Origin of the sequence: Bradyrhizobium sp. UNPF46 (assembly GCF_006658625.1) — a bacterium.
GTDB lineage: Bacteria > Pseudomonadota > Alphaproteobacteria > Rhizobiales > Xanthobacteraceae > Bradyrhizobium > Bradyrhizobium nitroreducens.
Genome location: NZ_LFJB01000046.1, coordinates 36,121 through 52,681, shown reverse-complemented (window position 1 = coordinate 52,681; position 16,561 = coordinate 36,121). Strand labels below are relative to the sequence as shown.

The window sequence follows — 16,561 nt, the reverse complement described above, 5'->3', positions numbered from 1 at the left end:
CTCAGCTGACCCGCGCAATCAGTTCCATGGCGCCGGCCGGTGCGCGGACCTTGCCCTCGTGAATGACGTAGGCGAAGACGTCGCGCGGCTCCTTCTTCGGCTTGGCTTCGTCAACTTTCGGCAGGTCGTCCGGTTCACCGCCAGAAGCCCAGGCCTTGAAGCGATCGGCCCAGGCATCGAGCTGCTTCGGCGGGTAGCACGTCTTGATCTCGTCATTGCCCTTCTGCAGCCGCGCATAGACGAAATCGCCGGCGACGTCGGCGATCGCAGGATATTTGCCGTGCTCGGCGAACACGACGGGCGTCTCGAATTCGCGGATCAGTGCCACGAAGTCCGGCGTGCAGAAGCTGTCGTGGCGGACTTCGACGACATGGCGCAGCGCGCGTCCCTCGAGCTTGCGCGGCAGCAGCTCGAGGAATTTGCCGAAATCGGCGCCGTCGAACTTCTTCGTCGGCGCGAACTGCCACAGCACCGGCCCGAGACGGTTGCCGAGTTCCAGCACGCCGGAATCATAGAACCGCTTGATGGAATCGCCGGCCTCGGCGAGCACACGGCGGTTGGTGGCGAAGCGCGGTCCCTTCACCGAGAACACGAAGCCGTCGGGCACTTCGCTCGCCCATTTGCGAAAGCTCTCCGGTTTCTGCGAGCCGTAATAGGTGCCGTTGATCTCGATCGAGGTCAGCTTCGAGGCTGCGTAGGACAGCTCCTTCGCCTGGGTGAGTTTCTCCGGATAGAACACGCCGCGCCAGGGCTCGAAGGTCCAGCCGCCGATGCCGATGAAGATGTTGCCGGATTTTTTGGACGCGGTTTTTGCTTTGGCCACGGGAGGATCTCGCATCGACGGGGAGGGAGGGCTTCATCCTAGTCAAACGAGATGTGATTGGCCAGTTCTCGCGTCGAGTCTAAGCTCGGCGCTGATCTGCGAAGAAGGAGAACAAGATGCGGATGCTGACGGTGGGAGCGGGGCTCGTCATGATGACATCTGCTGCCATGATGTCTTCGGTCATGGCGGATGATGACGACGCGAAAGGCGCGCAGAAGCTCGCCCAGCAGGGCCGCGACGATTACTGGCATTGCCTGGCGCGGGAATATTCGCGCGACAGCAATCAGGGAATGACGGAACAGGATTTTGGCCGCTCGGTCGCGGGCGCCTGTCCGTCGGAGCGACAATATTACCGGGTGGCGCTGCTCGACTATCTCACCACGCAATATCCGAACATCGATGCCGGCGCCCATCTCGCGACCGCGAACAGGGCGGTGGAGTCTGCGCAGAAGGATATCGTGTCGGCTTTCGTCAAGCACAGGCCGCCAGCGAAGTAGGGGCCCTTCCGGCTCCGCGCGCATCCGTGGTATCACGGGGCGCATCTGGATGAGGGATGGGTTTCATGGCGTCTGAGTCGATGGGTGGCATTCTGGGCGCGATCGTCGCCGCGATCGTGCTTGCGGTCGCCGTCGTGTTCGGGCCGATCGGCCAGTACGGCAAGCCGCCCAGACCGGCGAAAGTGGAGCCGGCCCCGGCTGCGGCCCCCGTTGCCCCCGCCGCGCCCGCGCCCCGGGGGCCGATCATCCGGGAAGTGCCGAACCAATAAGGCACCAGAATCCCGGTTTTCGCCCCCTTGCGGACGGGACTTGCCGTTCCCATCTAGCTTCTAACGGCGACGTTGAGAGAAATACTCCGGCGCTGGGACGACCTTGGAATAGCTTGGGCTCGCGCCGGATGTACGCGCGGCCTGCCGTTCCGGGGTCGTTGGCATTTTAGGACCCCTTTTGGGGCCTTTCCCACAGAACCCCCGGCTTGACAGCGCAAGAACTTGGCAGCGCCGGACGCGGCGGATATACGCTGCCGCCATGAATGAAGCGATCAGACCCGGCTCCGACCATCCGCCACAGGCTCAAGAGGGCCCGGAACTGTCGGTCATCGTTCCGACCTTCAACGAGCGCGACAACGTCACGGTGCTGTACCGGCGCCTGGAGGCGACGCTGGCCAGCGTCGCCTGGGAAGTCGTGTTCGTCGACGACAATTCGCCGGACGGCACCTGGGACGTCGTGCGTGAGCTGGCGCAGCGCGACAGCCGCGTGCGCTGCATCCGCCGCATCGGCCGCCGCGGCCTGTCGGGCGCCTGCATCGAGGGCATCCTGGCCTCGAGCGCGCCCTTCGTGGCCGTGATCGACGCCGACCTCCAGCACGACGAGACGCAGCTGCCGAAGATGCTGTTGCTGCTCGCCAGCGACCAGGCCGACCTCGTGGTCGGCAGCCGTTACATCGAGGGCTACAAGAGCGAAGGTTTCAACAAGCAGCGCGCCGGCGCCAGCGCGCTGGCGACCGAAGTCGCCAGGAAGGTGCTGCGGGTCGAGATCGCCGATCCCATGAGCGGCTTCTTCATGGTCCGCCGCGACCGTTTCGAAGAGCTCGCGCCGAAGCTGTCGGTGCACGGCTTCAAGATTCTGCTCGACCTCGTCGCGACCGCGCATGGTGGCTTGCGGGCCGTCGAGATTCCCTACACCTTCGGCGCCCGCCAGCACGGCGAGAGCAAGCTCGATTCCATGGTCGCGCTGGATTTCCTCGGTCTCGTGCTCGCCAAGCTGACCAACGACATCGTCTCGCTGCGTTTCGTCCTGTTCGCGATGGTCGGCGGCATCGGCCTCGTGGTGCACCTCACCACGCTGTTCATAGGACTTCAGCTGTTCAAAGCGCCGTTCGCGGAGGCGCAGGCCGCCGGCGCCATCGTCGCGATGACCAGCAATTTCGTCCTCAACAACTTCCTCACCTATCGCGACCAGCGGCTGAAGGGCTTTGCGCTGCTGCGCGGCCTGATCGCCTTCTACATCGTGTGCAGCGTCGGTCTGCTTGCCAATGTCGGCGTCGCCTTCTCGGTGTACGACCAGGAGCCGATCTGGTGGCTGGCCGGCATGGCCGGTGCGCTGATGGGCGTAGTGTGGAACTACGCGATGTCGGGCCTGTTCGTCTGGCGCAAGAAATAACCGCACGATGGGCGGAGCTGACGCGCGGATCGTCCGCAACACCGCGCTGCTGATTCTGGCGCTGGTGGCCCTCCGGTTGGTCGCCGCCGCCTTCACGCCGATCACCTTCGACGAAGCCTATTACTGGATGTGGTCGAAGAACCTGGCGGGCGGCTATTACGATCATCCGCCGATGGTCGCCTACGTGATCCGCGCCGGCACCATGATCGCCGGTGATACCGAGCTCGGCGTTCGCCTGGTCTCCATCCTGCTCGCGCTGCCGATGAGCTATGCGATCTACCGCTCCGCGGCGATCCTGTTCGGCGGGGTGCGTGTCGCCGCGACCAGCGCCATCCTGCTCAACGTGACGCTGCTGGCCTCCGTCGGCACGCTGATCGTGACGCCGGATGCGCCGCTGCTGGTGGCCTCCAGCTTCGTGCTGTTCTTCCTCGCCAAGGTGCTCGAGACCGGGCGAGGCGTCTGGTGGCTCGCGGTCGGCGCCGCGGTCGGCGCGGCACTGCTGTCGAAATACACCGCGATGTTCTTTGGCGCTGCAATCCTGATCTGGCTCGCCTGCGTGCCGAAGCTGCGGCGCTGGTTCCTCTCGCCCTGGCCCTATCTCGGCGGCCTCGTTGCCCTGGCATTGTTCTCGCCGGTGATCCTCTGGAATGCGGATCATCAATGGGTCTCGTTCGCCAAGCAGCTCGGCCGCGCCAGGATCGAGGATTTCCGCCCGGTCTTCATCGCCGAGCTGATCCCGACCCAGATCGCGTTCGCGACCCCGCTGGTCTTCATCCTCGGCGCGATGGGATTGCATGCGTTGACCTGGCAGCGCGCCGGCGCGCTGGCCTCGCGCGTGCTGATCGAGGCGTTGTTCTGGACCATCGTCGCCTATTTCGTCTGGCATTCGCTGCATGCCCGGGTCGAGGCCAATTGGTTTGCGCCGGTCTATCCGCCCTTCGTCCTCGCCGCGGGCGCCGCCGCCAATCTCGTGCAGTGGAGGCCGCGCCAGCGGCGCCTCGTGGATTTCTGCCTGCGCTGGGCCGCGCCCGCGGGCATCGTGATGTTTGCCGCGCTGATCGTGCAGGCCAACACCGGCTGGCTGTCGGGCTATCGCCGCGACGCGACCGTGCGCAGCGTCGGCGTCGGCTGGCGCGAGCTCGCCGCGGACATCGAAGCCGTGCGCGCGCGCCATGGTGCGACCTGCGTGCTCGCGCAGGACTACGGCACCACGGGCTGGCTCGCCTTCTATTTGCCGCGCGGCACCTGCGTGCTGCAGCAGAACCAGCGTATCCGCTGGGTCAACATGGGCGAGCCGGATCCAAAGCTGCTCGCGGGCAAGCTGCTCTATGTCGACGAGCTGCGCGCGGGCGGTCACCCCGCCCTCAATGATCTCTTTGCGAAGGTCACGCAGATCGCGCAATTGCAGCGCAAGCGCGGGCCACTCGTGGTCGAGACCTACGGCATCGATCTGCTGGAGGATGCCAAGGGCGACGTGCTCGACCGTTCGCCGCCGCCGGAAGCAAGGTAGCAGAGTTCATTCTCCATGCCGTCGTCCTTGCGAACGCAGGGACCCATACCCCCAGGGAGAAGTTTGGCGAAGACTGTTCGTGGGCGATCTTTCAGTCGGTACGGCCACTTGCGCTCATCGATGGATCACGCGGTATGGATCTCCGCGTTCGCGGGGATGACAGCGGAGTGTTCGGCAAGCGGACGACGCTACTCAGCTGATTACTTCAGCCTTTGTCGCAGCGTGGCCTGGCCCGCTTTGATCGCGCCAGAACCACACGGTCACGACGCCCGAGCGGCCGCGGACGCGGGCGAGGATGGGGCCCGACAGAGTGCCGTCGGGCGCCCCGTGGAAGTCGGCGGCATCCAGCAGCGTATCGCTCAGCGCGAGCCGCGCATCGTTCTGGACGGCGACCTCCATCAGCCGGTTCGCGACGTTGACGGTGTCGCCTGTCGCGGTGATGTGCTGGTGGCTCTCGCCGAGGCGAGAGGCGACGATATCGCCGAAATGCGCGCCGATCTTGAAGCCCAGCCGATCGCCGATGGCGGGGGGCAGCGAAGCGATCCAGCGTTCGATGCCGCGATGCAGGTCGATCGCACATTTCAGCGCGCGCGCCGCATCATCGGGCATCGCACCCGGAAGCCCGAACAGGATCATGGCGCCGTCGCCGAGAAAGCCCGTGATCGTGCCGCCGCAATCGACCGCGGTCCTGTCGATCAACGCGTGAAATGCCTTCAGAACCTCCTGGATCGCGTCAGGATCGGTCTGTTCGCTTAAGCCCGTGAAGCCGGAGAGGTCGATGAAGACCACGGCTGCGTTTTGCCGGACCGGCTTGGACAGGAAATTCGGATCTCGCGCCAGCCACTCTTGCACTGCGGGCGCCTGCAACCGGGCCAGCGAGCTGCTCTTGGCTGTGAGATACTGCGTGCGGCGGCCTCCGACCCACAGCTGTACGCCGGCAAAGATCGCAACCGGCGGCACTGCGGCGGCGAGCGTGGTCGCCGCATTCAGCCAGACGCCATGCGTGAAGGCGAACGCATTGAGGCTGGCCCAGGCGATCATCACTGCAGCCGCCGCCATGATGCCGAGCGCGCTGCGCCGCCAGGCCAGCAAGCCGACCAGCAGCATCGGCAGCAGGATTGCAGCGAGCGCGTCGGCAACATGAACCCTGTAATCGCGCACGATGCCGTCGCCGGCAACGAGATGCGTGATCGCGGTCGAGACCACTTCGACGCCGGGCATCAGCGAATCGAACGGTGTGGGATAGAAGTCGCCGCCGCCGGCGACCGAGGCGCCGATCACGACGATCCGGTTCTCGATCGCCGTGCGATCGAGCGTGCCGTCGAAGATGCTCTGCGCACTGACGGTGCGGATGGTGCGTCGCGGACCGTAATAGGTGATCGGCAGCGCGAAATCGGCATCGGTCGGTACCGCACGCTCGCCGAGCATGAGGTGATCCGAGGCGATCGTCAGCGGCTTGTCGAGCGCGCGGGTGGCGACCCGCAAGGGGAATGACAGCTCGACCTTGTCGTGCGTCCGGAACAGCATCGGCACCGAAAGCGGTGAGCCCGACTGCCCCGTCGCGACGTTGACAACGCCCACTTCGGCGTGGTCGGCGAACGCCGGCAACGGCAGCAGGAAGCGTTCTGCCTGCGGCAGCACGGCGAGGGGGCCCGCACTGCTCGGCTCCACGGTTTCGCTGGCGCTGGGAAAGATCGCAGCGGCGGCCAGCACCATGGGGCCGGTAGCCAGCGTGTTGGCAAGCGTTGCGTCGCCGATCGCGGCGCTGCGGTCGACCAGGAGGAGATCGATCGCGACGACCTTCGGCTTGAACTGCACGATGGTGTCGACGACCCGGGCGAGATCGGCGCGCGGCAGTGGATAGCTGCCGCCGCGCTTCACCACGGTATCGTCGATCGCGACGATGGTGACGACATCGGGCGGACGCTGCACGCCGCGGACCTGGGTCCGCCAATCGGTCAGTGTCGCTTCGAGGCGGTCGAGAAAGCGCAGATGGCCGGCGGCGTGCGCGGCATAGATGCCGGCACCCCACAACGCGGTGAGGACGAGTGCCACCAGGATCTGAACGGGTCTAGTCACTACGTACTGCAATCTTCTCTGTTCTAAGGCCTGTTGACCAAAGCCTGATCGACCAAGCCCCATTGACCCGGCATTATTGACCCAGCCTTGCCATCAGCGCGTCGACGCGCGGCTGGCCCCATGTCTTGACGGTCAGCGGGCCGGTCGCTTCGACGTCGACGCCTTCGCCGGGGCCAAGGACGACGCCGCGTCCGCGAGCCCTGCGGCTGACGCCGACACGGCCGTCAGCGACGAAAACGGAGGTCTTGGCCTCAGCGACGTCGACCGCCCATCTTGTGCCGCGCACCGCGGCAATCGCCTGCGGGGTCAGCACCTTGAAGGGATTGCCGCCGGGCTTCTTGGGCACCTCGACCAGCAGGGCTCTGCTGCTCAACTCGACGGAGTCTATATGTCCGTCGCGGTTGGCGTCCTTTAGTTCAAATCTGGCGCCGTTTTCTGCAACGATGGTGATGCCATTGTCGCAGCGCCAGACTTGTGTGCTCGCGGCCGATGGCGATGACGTGCAGCCCGCATTGGCGGCAGGCTGTGCACTCGCATACCCGATCATCTGAAACAACCACGCCAGGGCGAAAAAGCCGGCGCCCGCGAACCTACTCATGCCAGCCTCCGTTTGCGTGCTTGGCACAGTTCAAGGCGATGTTGATACGGTACCGTATCACACGCAGAGGTTGCCGAAAAGTGCCGAGTTTGGAGGTATTTTCTCCGCACGGCCTTTTCCAGATCGGTGCGATCAACTTTCGGTCAGGCACTGTGTCGCGCGAGTGTTCTGTGCGCGATGTGTGGCCCTTGTGCCATGCAGCGGCCTCTCGCGCCGCGGCTGGCAAGGCGCGCGCGCACCAGCCTCGCACAACCCTTTCCCGGTATCATTCCGGGCATTGATGACCACGAAAAGGACTTGGTTGGATGCGCTTAGAGAGGGGGCCCGGCGAGGTCCGCTGAATGCTCCGATCCGGCCGAGAATTATGGTTAACAGACGCGTCTAAGTCCGTAGTTTTGCGGGCTTTTTTCTCAGAATGAGACAGCGTTAACGAGTTGCCCCACATCCGCCCGAACTTAATCCGCATTTAACTAAAAGTCGCCTTAATGACGCTCCGACCCTCTGCGAGATGCTGTTCCCGGATCGTGACCAGCGGCACTTTGAAGGGGGACTGAGTGACACCGTCCTGGACGCAAGGCGAATGAGTACGAGTATCGCTGCGCAAAGTAACGCGGCACGGAAGTCCAAGAGAAATTCGCGGAAATCTTCCCGGAAAATGACCACGACCAATTGGCTTGGCGCCGCAGCGATCGGCTGCGTCGTGATGGGCGCAGGCTGGACCATCTACAACAACGTCTTCGGCGCGAGCGTCTATCCGACCGTCGGTAGCATCGGCTACGACGAGCCGGTGGTGAAACGTGCGCCCAAGGTCGCGCTGCGCGAGGCCGGCGACGCCATCAAGGAAGCTTTCGCGCTGCTGCCCGACCGTTTGCAGGTGGCCGCCCCGATCTCGCGCGAGATGTTCAACGAGCGCTTTGCGGCGGCCGCGACCCAGGGTGTGGCGTCGAACGCAGCGAGCGCGGCGCCCGCGACCCAGGTTGCGGTGGTGAAAGATCAGCCGAAGCAGAGCGTGATCGCCAAGGTCGCGGAGGCGCTGAAGCCGGCCCCGGCCAAGAACACTGACAAGACGACCGACAAGGCCGCGGACAAGACCAAGCGCGCTCCGGATGCCCAGGTGCAGCTCGCCTCGGCAGATCCCGCGCAGATCGTGCCGGCACCCGAAGCGAAGAAGTCGTTCGCGGACCGCGCCAAGGCGGCGGTGATGTCGATCACCGGGCCGCGCCAGTCGATGGTCGAAAAGCTCTGGGGCAAGCGTGAGCCGTCCGGCGGGCTCTTGGCCTATGCCTCGGCCGATGCCAGCGTGACCTCGGCGATCGCGCCGAAGGAGCAGAACCCGATGTTCGGCGGTGCGCCGCCCTATGAGCGCGACACCGCAGTCTACGACATCACGGCCAAGACGGTGTACCTGCCCGATGGCACCAAGCTCGAGGCGCATTCGGGCCTCGGCTCCAATCTCGACGATCCGCGCTCCCAGCGCACGCGCATGCGCGGCGTGACACCGCCGCACATCTACACGCTGAAGCCGCGCGAGGCGCTGTTCCACGGCGTGCCGGCGCTGCGCCTGACCCCGATCGGCGGCGAGAGCGCGATCTACGGCCGCGACGGCCTGCTCGCCCACACCTTCATGCTCGGGCCCAACGGCGACTCCAACGGCTGCGTGTCGTTCAAGGATTACTACGCGTTCCTCGACGCCTATCGCAACAAGGGCATCCGCAAGCTCGCGGTGCTGGCGCGGGTCGAGTGAGCTCGGTAAAATTCGGATAACGAAAGGGCCGCGTCGCAGCGGCCCTTTTCTTTTTCGATTTCAACCGGGCCAGCACTGGCCGCCGCCGTCGATGCGCAGCACCTGGCCCGAGACGAAGGCGCCCATCGGTCCTGCGAAGAGCTCGACGACGCGCGCGACCTCGTCGACGGTGGCGATGCGATCGAGCGTGCCGGTCTCGACCATCCGGCCAGGGTCCACCGCGCGCGTGCCGAGGAAGCGGCCGGTGCGGGTGTCGCCCGGCGCGATGCAATTGACGGCGATGTCGTAGGGGCGAAGCTGGTCGGCGAGGCATCGCGTGTAGTGGGTCACGCCCGCCTTCGACACCGCGTAGATCGAGCCCTGGGTGCGCCCCTTGAAGGCAGCGACCGAGCCGAGCGTGACGATGCGGCCAGCCCGCCGCTCCATCATGCCCTTCGCGACCGCCTGACAGGTCAGGATGGTCGAGAGCAGATTGCGCTCCAGCACCGCGCGCACATCCGCTTCCTTGATGTGGACGGCGTCGTTCGGATCGGGCTTGCCGCCGGTGGCCGCGATGTCGCCCCCGGCATTGTGCACGAGGATGTCGATCGGGCCGAGCGCGCTTTCCGTCTCGGCAATCACGCGCGCGATGTCCTCGCCCTTGGTGAGGTCGCCCAGCACGCGCTGGCTGCGGACGCCAAACTGCTGGCCGATCTCTGCGGCCACCGCGGTGAGCGTGGTGCCTTCGCCATATTCCGCCGGCCCGTTCTCGCGCATGCCGTGGATGGCGACGTCGGCACCGAGGGCGGCGAGCCTCTCCGCGAAGGCGCGGCCGAGCCCGCGGCCTGCGCCGGTCACCAGCGCGATCCTGCCGGCAAGAATCCTCGTTCCGTCATGCGTTGCCATGATCTTGTTCCTGTCGTGAGATGTCCGCGTGTTGCGGGGTCGGGGCCGACCGCCATTGCCCGCACCGCGTGATATCGCACGATCAGCGCTTGACGAAAACCAGATTGCAGGCGCGCGCCTCGTTGCGCTTGCCGCTGCCGCGGGTGCGATCGAACTGCGCATCGACCGTGAAGGCGTAAGGCGAGCCGGGCGCGACGTTATTGAGGGTGTAGGTGCTCGCTCCCGTCGTGCCGCGCGCGCTCAGGGTCGTCTTCCCGTCGGCCGGGATCTGGCCGTCGATCTCCAGCCGGTTGACGCCGTCTCTGCTCTGGGCCTCGGCGTGAAACACACCGTTGGTCACCGTGGCGGCCAGCGGCCTTGTGAATCCCTGCGCCTTGCCGGTCGGCGGACAGTTCAGCGTCACGTCCCAGTTGCCGTCGAAATCCTTGCTGCCGGTGGCTCGCGCGTTGCCGCTCGGCGCCACCGCCACCTTCTGCTTCATTCCTTCAACGCGCGCCTTGGCGAGGGTAGCGAAGATGCAATTCGGGAATCGCGCGAGATGGTCCTCGAAGGCCGCCAGCGTGCCGATCCCGTCGGCGGCTTTCCAATGCGCTTCCGCAGCCGAACAGGGGTCGGCCTTCGGCGCGGCCTGCGGCGCCGCCGGCGCGACCGTCACCGTCACCGGTCCGTTCAGATAGAATTTGCCGATGATCGACAGCGACAGTTCGGGCAGCTGGGACTTGCCGCTCGCGTCATAGACGTCGCTGCTGATGTCGCGAAAGACGTCGCCGATCTCGTGCGGCTCCTCGATGTGCTTGAGGAACGCGCTGGTGTAGGGACTGTTGCGGCCAGCGCCATCGGCCGCGACCTGACCTGATTGCGTCGAGAACGACACGATCGTGCCGCGCGGGGCCTCGACTTTCGACAAGCCCCGCCCGATCGAGGCGGCACGCGTCGCGCCCGCAGAACGCTTGAGGGTTTCGGCCAGCGGATTGTCTCGGCAGGAATCGAGCACGAGGATGCGCAGGTTCTTGGCCTGCTGCAGATCGTTGATGATGTCGTCGACGCGCACGAAGCGCTTGAGGTCGGCTTCGTCCGCCAGCACGGCGTCGACGGGCATCAGATAGTTGACGCCGTTGTACTGCATGGCATGGCCGCTGTAGTAGAACATCGCGACGTCGGCGCGGCTCGCAGCGCGCGCGAAGCGGATGGTGAGGTCCTGCATGTCGGCCTGGCGCAGGTCGATGCCCTGGATCACCTCGAAGCCGCTGCGCCTCAGCGAGGCCGCGACGTCCTCGGCATCGTGCGAAGGGTTCGGAAGCTGCGCCGTCGCGGCATAAGCGCCGTTGCCGATCACCAGTGCGACCCGCGTCTCCGCAAAGACGGAACCAAGGCCGAGCCAGTAGGTGAGGAGAGCCAAACAGAATCCGGGCAGGTGACATCTTGAAAAGAGACGCATGAAAGCCGTCCGGGAAAAATTGAAAAATATCCCGTCAGATTAGCGCATGCCGCGCCGACTTCAATGCCCTCGCGATCGCCCTTCCAAGTTCGGTAGCCGTGGCATCCTGTCACGCCGCGAGGTTTTTGCGCAGCGCCATCTCCGTTGCAACCGCCTCCCGCACGGCCGGCCGCGCCTGCATGCGCTCGAGATAGGCCGACAAGGACGGCCATTGCGCGATGTCCAGCCCTGCGGGACGGAGCAGCAGCAAGGCCCAGGTGAGGTGCGCATCCGCCACCGTGAAGCGATCGCCGACCAGGAACTCGCGCTCCGCCAGATGCGCCGCCGGCACCGCCAAGGTCTGCGTGATTCTTGCGCGCGGCTTGGCCAGCGAGCCGTCGTCCTTGTACCAGAAGGTTGGAAACAGGAACGCCTTGTGGATCTCGGCGCCGATGAAGCTCAGCCATTCCTGCAGCCGATAGCGATCGGGATCGCCGAACGACGGCGCAAGACCGGCCTTCGGCTTCACGTCGGCGATATATTGCAGTACGGCCGCGCTCTCGGTCAGCCGTTCGTCGTTCTCGAGCACCAGGACCGGCACCGCGCCCTTCGGCGAGACGCCGCGGAAGTCGCTGCCGTCGTCCACGATCTTCTTCGTCCAGATATGAGCGAGGTGATATTGCGCCTCGATGCCGGCCTCCATCAGCGCGATGCGGCTGGAGAGCGAGCAGGCCATGGGAAAGAAATAGAGTTGCAGCATGATCGGCTCCGTCAGGTCAGCGCATCGCTCTGCGTGACGATCGCGAAGCGGTCCGAGAGCTCGGCCAGCGCGACCTCGTGAATGGTCCGGGCGTCCAGCGTGCCGCCGTGGCCGTCGGGCAGGTCGCGGGTGCCGCAGGCGTCGGCCGCGATCGTCGTGCGCAGGCCGAGATCGAGCGCGGCGCGGGCGGTCGAGGAGATGCACATGTGCGTCATGAAGCCGGCCAGCACGATGTTCTTGCGTCCGGTCGCGGCAAGCTTTTCTTGCAGGTCGGTGCCGGCGAATGCGTTCGGCAGCGCCTTCTCGATCACGGGTTCGCTCGCGAGCGGTGCCAGTCGCTCGACGATCGCGCCGCGCGCGGCCTCACGGTCGAACAGGCCGCCGGCGCGGCCCTTGTGCGCGACATGGAAGATCGCGGTGCCGCTCGCCCGGGCCCGCGCGAGCAGGCGCGCGGCTGCTGCGATCGCCGGCTGCGCATCCGGCAGGGCCAGCGGGCCGGCGCAGTATTCGTTCTGGATGTCGATCAGCACGAGGCAGGCTTCGTGCAGCTTCGGCGGATTGAGATCGGCGCCGGCGAGTTCGAGCAGTGTCTTGGGAGCGGTCATGTCAGGGCCTTCTAGCGCATCGGATGGGGCGACATTAGCGCAGCCGCTTCCTGCCATTGTGCAGGACTATTGCAGCTTACGGCTGCAGAATTGCAGGCGGTGGCATGGGCTGCTAGACTCGGCCCCATGAACTGGGACGATCTGCGCATCATCGCCGCGGTGAGGGACGAGGGCACCTATGCCGGCGCCAGCGCGCGGCTCCGCATCGACGAGACCACCGTCGGCCGCCGGCTGGCGCGCATCCAGCGCGATCTCGGCGTGCCGCTGTTCGATGCCGTGGACGGGCTGCGGCGGCCGACGCGTCATTGCGAGGCGGTGCTCGAGCATGTCGGCGTGATGGCCGCCCATGCCGCGGCGATCGATCGCATCAAGGAGAGCCAGCCGGGCCCGGTCGGGCGCCTTCGCATCGCCTCGACCAATGCGGTCGCCGAGGAACTGCTGGCGCCGCGGGCGATCAACCTCCTGCGCGATCATCCCGGCCTGACCCTGCAATTCCTCACCTCCAGCGGCAACGTCAAATTCTCGCGCTGGCAGGCCGATCTCGCCATCCGCCTGCGCAAGCCCGAGAAGGGCGACTTCACCATCTCCAAGCTTGGTGACGTCAGGCTGTATTTCTTCGAGCCTGCCGACCGCTCGGGTGGCGAGCCGATCGCCTGCGTCTATCCGGACGAGCTCGACACGATCCCGGAATCGCAGTTCTTGCGTGCGAAGCGGCTGACGAACGTCCGTTGCATCACGGACAATGTCCGCATCATCAGAACCATGATCCAGTCGCATCAGGCCGTCGGCGTGCTGCCCGAGCACAGCTGCACCGCCTTGCTCGCCGACCGCGGCCTGCGCGCCACGCTGCTGTCGAAGCGGCGCGACGTCTGGCTGCTGGTGCAGAACCATCTCAAGCGCGACGCGGCGACGCGGGTGACGATCGACTGGGTGAGGCACTGCTTCAGGGAAGTGTCGCCCGGCTGACCGCCGGGGAGGTCCAGCCCTGCAAATTGAACGCGGTCCGCGCGATGTGCGACCAAGATCACGGAGCCGGGATTACGCGTGCGCCAGAGTTGCGTAATCTCGCGGCGAGACCTGATCGGGGCAAGTGCATGACCACTCTTTCGGAAACGATCCGGCCCTCGCGGGCGCAGGCGCGGGAATGGAAGGCGATCCTCATCCTGATCCTGCTGGTCCCGGTGCTGTGGTCGCCGCTGATCCTGTTTCGTTTCGTGCTCTATCAGCCGTTCAGCATCCCCTCGGGTTCGATGGCGCCGACGCTGATGGTCGGCGACTACGTCTTCGCCGCCAAATATGCCTATGGCTACGGCCGCTACTCGATTCCCTTCGCGCCGTCCTTCATCTCGGGCCGCGTCCTGGCCGCCGACCCCGCATACGGCGACATCGTCGTGTTCCGGACCGCGAAGGACAATTCGGTCGACTACGTCAAGCGCGTGGTCGGGCTGCCTGGCGACCGCATCCAGATGCGGCAGGGTCAGCTCATCCTCAACGACCGTCCGGTGAGGCGCGTCGCCCTGGAAGCGAAGCCCGCCGGTTCGACCTGCGGAAGCGATGAGGAGGCGAAGGTCAAGCGCTGGCGCGAGACGCTGCCGAACGGCGCCTCCTATGTGACCAACGACTGCGACGACAACGGCTACCTCGACAACACCAGCGTCTTCACCGTGCCGCCAGGCCACTTCTTCGTGCTCGGCGACAACCGCGACAATTCCACCGACAGCCGCATGATGTCGACGTTCGGCTTCGTGCCGATGGACAACCTCATCGGCAAGGTGACGCGCATCTTCTGGTCGCTCGACGAAGACGGCGAGCCGCATATGGAGCGGCTGGGAAGGGTGGAGTGAGGCTTACTCCGTCATTCCGGGGCGATGCGCAGCATCGAGCCCGGAATCCATTGATCCGCGAGGTCAGACCGCAATTTGCGGATAGAGATCAATCCATTCAGGATTCTTCTCTTCTCTGAGCCGGATTTTCCATTCCCTCCGCCACTTCTTCAGTTCCTTCTCGCGGGTGATCGCGGTGATGGGGTCGTCGTAGATCTCGTACCAGACCAACCGATCGACAGAGTATCGTTTGCTGAACCCTGCAACGACTTTGCTTTTATGTTCGTAAGTGCGTCGGACGATATCGTTCGTCACGCCTAAATAGAGCGGGCCGTACTTCTTGCTGGCGAGGAGATAGACGCAATAGGCCATGAGCAAGCCGTGAAATGGATTCCGGGCTCGGCGCTTTGCGCCGCCCCGGAATGACGCTGTGGCACTATCTTAACGTGTATCAATAGAAAACAAAAACCCCGGCATCGCTGCCGGGGTTTCGTAGTTCTTGAGAACGTTGGACCCTTAGAAGTCCATGCCGCCCATGCCGCCGCCGGGGGGCATCGCCGGGCCGGCGCCGCCCTTCTTGGGCAGCTCGGCGACCATGGCTTCCGTGGTGATCAGGAGCGCTGCCACCGAAGCTGCGTTCTGGATCGCGGTACGGACCACCTTGGTCGGGTCGATGATGCCCTTCTTGACGAGGTCACCATATTCGCCGGTCTGGGAGTCGAAGCCGTAGGCGTAGGTCTTGTTCTCCAGCACCTTGCCGACGATCACCGAGCCGTCTTCACCGGCGTTGATCGCGATCTGGCGAGCGGGAGCCGACAGCGCCTTGCGCACGATCTCGACGCCGGTCTTCTGGTCGTCGTTCTTGGTGCGCAGGCCCTTGAGCTGCTCGGAAGCACGGAGCAGGGCGACGCCGCCGCCCGGGACGATGCCTTCCTCGACAGCCGCGCGGGTCGCATGCATCGCGTCATCAACGCGATCCTTGCGTTCCTTCACCTCGACCTCGGTCGCGCCGCCGACGCGGATCACCGCGACGCCGCCCGCGAGCTTGGCAAGACGCTCCTGGAGCTTCTCACGGTCGTAGTCCGAGGTGGTTTCCTCGATCTGCGCCTTGATCTGGGCCACGCGCGCCTCGATGTCGGCCTTCTTGCCGGCGCCGTTGACGATCGTGGTGTTCTCCTTGTCGATCATCACCTTCTTGGCGCGACCGAGCATGTTGAGCGTGACGTTCTCGAGCTTGATGCCGAGATCTTCCGAGATCGCCTGGCCGCCGGTCAGGATCGCGATGTCCTGCAGCATGGCCTTGCGGCGATCGCCGAAGCCCGGAGCCTTGACGGCCGCGACCTTCAGGCCGCCACGGAGGCGGTTCACGACCAGGGTCGCGAGCGCTTCACCTTCGACGTCTTCGGCGACGATGACCAGCGGCTTGCCGGTCTGCACCACGGCCTCGAGCAGCGGCAGCAGCTCGTTCAGCGAGGAGAGCTTCTTCTCGTTGATGAGGATGTAGGCGTCGTCCATCTCCACGCGCATCTTGTCGGCGTTGGTGACGAAGTAGGGCGAGATGTAGCCGCGGTCGAACTGCATGCCCTCGACGACGTCGAGCTCGGTCTCGAGCGACTTGGCTTCCTCGACGGTGATGACACCCTCGTTGCCGACCTTCTTCATGGCGTCGGCGAGGAACTTGCCGATCTCCGCATCGCCGTTGGCCGAGATGGTGCCGACCTGAGCGATCTCGTCGTTCGAGGTGACCTTCTTGGAGTTCTTGACGAGGTCCGCAACGACGGCCTCGACCGCGAGGTCGATACCGCGCTTGAGGTCCATCGGGTTCATGCCGGCGGCCACCGACTTGGCGCCTTCGCGCACGATCGCCTGCGCCAGCACGGTCGCGGTGGTGGTGCCGTCGCCGGCCGCGTCAGCGGACTTGGAGGCGACTTCGCGCACCATCTGCGCGCCCATGTTCTCGAACTTGTCCTCGAGCTCGATCTCCTTGGCGACGGTGACGCCGTCCTTGGTGATGCGGGGAGCGCCGAACGACTTGTCGAGCACGACGTTGCGGCCCTTCGGGCCGAGCGTGACCTTCACCGCGTTGGCGAGGATGTCGACGCCGCGAAGCATCTTGTCGCGCGCATCGACGGAGAATTTGACTTCTTTAGCTGCCATC

16 protein-coding genes are annotated in these 16,561 nt (G+C 65.3%); 7 read left to right on the top strand and 9 right to left on the bottom strand.

Annotated elements, in window-relative coordinates; genetic code table 11:
- Position 1: 1 nt before the first annotated feature.
- The gene (locus UNPF46_RS19005) at positions 2-838 is read right to left on the bottom strand and encodes a DUF72 domain-containing protein (RefSeq protein WP_142251011.1); all 837 of its coding nucleotides are present in this window, start codon (positions 836-838) and stop codon (positions 2-4) included.
- 101 nt (positions 839-939) lie between these two features.
- Here UNPF46_RS19005 and UNPF46_RS19000 point away from each other — a divergent pair, with 101 nt between their 5' ends.
- The 4 genes from UNPF46_RS19000 (at position 940) to UNPF46_RS18985 (ending at position 4,492) form a co-directional block, all read left to right on the top strand.
- Positions 940-1,320, top strand: coding sequence for a hypothetical protein (locus UNPF46_RS19000; RefSeq protein WP_100176738.1), 381 nt, complete (start codon positions 940-942; stop codon positions 1,318-1,320).
- A gap of 65 nt (positions 1,321-1,385) precedes the next feature.
- Positions 1,386-1,589 carry a hypothetical protein gene (locus tag UNPF46_RS18995; RefSeq protein ID WP_100181105.1) on the top strand — a complete coding sequence of 68 codons (204 nt, stop codon included), beginning with the start codon at positions 1,386-1,388 and terminating at the stop codon, positions 1,587-1,589.
- 259 nt (positions 1,590-1,848) lie between these two features.
- Complete coding sequence (locus UNPF46_RS18990) at positions 1,849-2,982, top strand: glycosyltransferase family 2 protein (protein ID WP_142251010.1); 1,134 nt, start codon at positions 1,849-1,851, stop codon at positions 2,980-2,982.
- Positions 2,983-2,989: 7 nt separating this feature from the next.
- A complete protein-coding gene (locus tag UNPF46_RS18985; protein WP_142251009.1) occupies positions 2,990-4,492 on the top strand; it encodes a glycosyltransferase family 39 protein in 1,503 nt (500 codons plus the stop codon).
- A gap of 192 nt (positions 4,493-4,684) precedes the next feature.
- Here the strand turns inward: UNPF46_RS18985 and UNPF46_RS18980 are convergent, their stop codons facing one another.
- On the bottom strand, positions 4,685-6,571 hold the full coding sequence (locus tag UNPF46_RS18980) for a CHASE2 domain-containing protein (protein ID WP_142251090.1): 1,887 nt from the start codon (positions 6,569-6,571) through the stop codon (positions 4,685-4,687).
- A 73-nt stretch (positions 6,572-6,644) separates the two neighbouring features.
- Positions 6,645-7,169 (bottom strand): FecR domain-containing protein, encoded by a 525-nt coding sequence (locus tag UNPF46_RS18975; RefSeq protein ID WP_181770006.1) that lies wholly within the window; start codon positions 7,167-7,169, stop codon positions 6,645-6,647.
- Between the two features lie 655 nt (positions 7,170-7,824).
- Here UNPF46_RS18975 and UNPF46_RS18970 point away from each other — a divergent pair.
- Positions 7,825-8,913 (top strand): DUF2778 domain-containing protein, encoded by a 1,089-nt coding sequence (locus tag UNPF46_RS18970; RefSeq protein WP_174718888.1) that lies wholly within the window; start codon positions 7,825-7,827, stop codon positions 8,911-8,913.
- A 60-nt stretch (positions 8,914-8,973) separates the two neighbouring features.
- Here the strand turns inward: UNPF46_RS18970 and UNPF46_RS18965 are convergent, their stop codons facing one another.
- The 4 genes from UNPF46_RS18965 to UNPF46_RS18950 form a co-directional block, all read right to left on the bottom strand.
- A complete protein-coding gene (locus UNPF46_RS18965) occupies positions 8,974-9,798 on the bottom strand; it encodes an SDR family NAD(P)-dependent oxidoreductase (protein WP_142251007.1) in 825 nt (274 codons plus the stop codon).
- Positions 9,799-9,880: 82 nt separating this feature from the next.
- A complete protein-coding gene (locus UNPF46_RS18960) occupies positions 9,881-11,236 on the bottom strand; it encodes a caspase family protein (protein WP_142251006.1) in 1,356 nt (451 codons plus the stop codon).
- Between the two features lie 109 nt (positions 11,237-11,345).
- Entirely contained in the window at positions 11,346-11,975 is a 630-nt protein-coding gene (locus UNPF46_RS18955) for a glutathione binding-like protein (protein WP_142251005.1), read from the bottom strand.
- Between the two features lie 11 nt (positions 11,976-11,986).
- Positions 11,987-12,580, bottom strand: coding sequence for a cysteine hydrolase family protein (locus UNPF46_RS18950; protein WP_142251004.1), 594 nt, complete (start codon positions 12,578-12,580; stop codon positions 11,987-11,989).
- 126 nt (positions 12,581-12,706) lie between these two features.
- On the opposite strand from UNPF46_RS18950, the gene UNPF46_RS18945 reads away from it, so the two are divergent.
- Positions 12,707-13,546 (top strand): LysR family transcriptional regulator, encoded by an 840-nt coding sequence (locus tag UNPF46_RS18945; protein ID WP_142251003.1) that lies wholly within the window; start codon positions 12,707-12,709, stop codon positions 13,544-13,546.
- Positions 13,547-13,674: 128 nt separating this feature from the next.
- On the top strand, positions 13,675-14,424 hold the full coding sequence (gene lepB / locus UNPF46_RS18940) for a signal peptidase I (protein ID WP_142251002.1): 750 nt from the start codon (positions 13,675-13,677) through the stop codon (positions 14,422-14,424).
- A 63-nt stretch (positions 14,425-14,487) separates the two neighbouring features.
- Here lepB and UNPF46_RS18935 read toward each other — a convergent pair whose 3' ends face one another.
- Together UNPF46_RS18935 and groL are read right to left on the bottom strand one after the other, a co-directional pair.
- Complete coding sequence (locus UNPF46_RS18935; RefSeq protein WP_142251001.1) at positions 14,488-14,775, bottom strand: GIY-YIG nuclease family protein; 288 nt, start codon at positions 14,773-14,775, stop codon at positions 14,488-14,490.
- 144 nt (positions 14,776-14,919) lie between these two features.
- Positions 14,920-16,560, bottom strand: a complete 1,641-nt coding sequence (groL, locus tag UNPF46_RS18930) for a chaperonin GroEL (protein ID WP_100176750.1) — start codon at positions 16,558-16,560, stop codon at positions 14,920-14,922.
- Between the last annotated feature and the right edge of the window lies 1 nt (position 16,561).

Coding starts and splice junctions, on each gene's coding strand:
- UNPF46_RS18935 (WP_142251001.1), bottom strand. CDS start 14,775: ATGGCCTATTGCGTCTATCTCCTCGCCAGCAAGAAGTACGGCCCGCTC.
- groL (WP_100176750.1), bottom strand. CDS start 16,560: ATGGCAGCTAAAGAAGTCAAATTCTCCGTCGATGCGCGCGACAAGATG.
- UNPF46_RS18955 (WP_142251005.1), bottom strand. CDS start 11,975: ATGCTGCAACTCTATTTCTTTCCCATGGCCTGCTCGCTCTCCAGCCGC.
- lepB (WP_142251002.1), top strand. CDS start 13,675: ATGACCACTCTTTCGGAAACGATCCGGCCCTCGCGGGCGCAGGCGCGG.
- UNPF46_RS18950 (WP_142251004.1), bottom strand. CDS start 12,580: ATGACCGCTCCCAAGACACTGCTCGAACTCGCCGGCGCCGATCTCAAT.
- UNPF46_RS18995 (WP_100181105.1), top strand. CDS start 1,386: ATGGCGTCTGAGTCGATGGGTGGCATTCTGGGCGCGATCGTCGCCGCG.
- UNPF46_RS19000 (WP_100176738.1), top strand. CDS start 940: ATGCGGATGCTGACGGTGGGAGCGGGGCTCGTCATGATGACATCTGCT.
- UNPF46_RS18990 (WP_142251010.1), top strand. CDS start 1,849: ATGAATGAAGCGATCAGACCCGGCTCCGACCATCCGCCACAGGCTCAA.
- UNPF46_RS18960 (WP_142251006.1), bottom strand. CDS start 11,236: ATGCGTCTCTTTTCAAGATGTCACCTGCCCGGATTCTGTTTGGCTCTC.
- UNPF46_RS18985 (WP_142251009.1), top strand. CDS start 2,990: ATGGGCGGAGCTGACGCGCGGATCGTCCGCAACACCGCGCTGCTGATT.
- UNPF46_RS18965 (WP_142251007.1), bottom strand. CDS start 9,798: ATGGCAACGCATGACGGAACGAGGATTCTTGCCGGCAGGATCGCGCTG.
- UNPF46_RS18975 (WP_181770006.1), bottom strand. CDS start 7,169: ATGAGTAGGTTCGCGGGCGCCGGCTTTTTCGCCCTGGCGTGGTTGTTT.
- UNPF46_RS19005 (WP_142251011.1), bottom strand. CDS start 838: ATGCGAGATCCTCCCGTGGCCAAAGCAAAAACCGCGTCCAAAAAATCC.
- UNPF46_RS18945 (WP_142251003.1), top strand. CDS start 12,707: ATGAACTGGGACGATCTGCGCATCATCGCCGCGGTGAGGGACGAGGGC.
- UNPF46_RS18970 (WP_174718888.1), top strand. CDS start 7,825: ATGACCACGACCAATTGGCTTGGCGCCGCAGCGATCGGCTGCGTCGTG.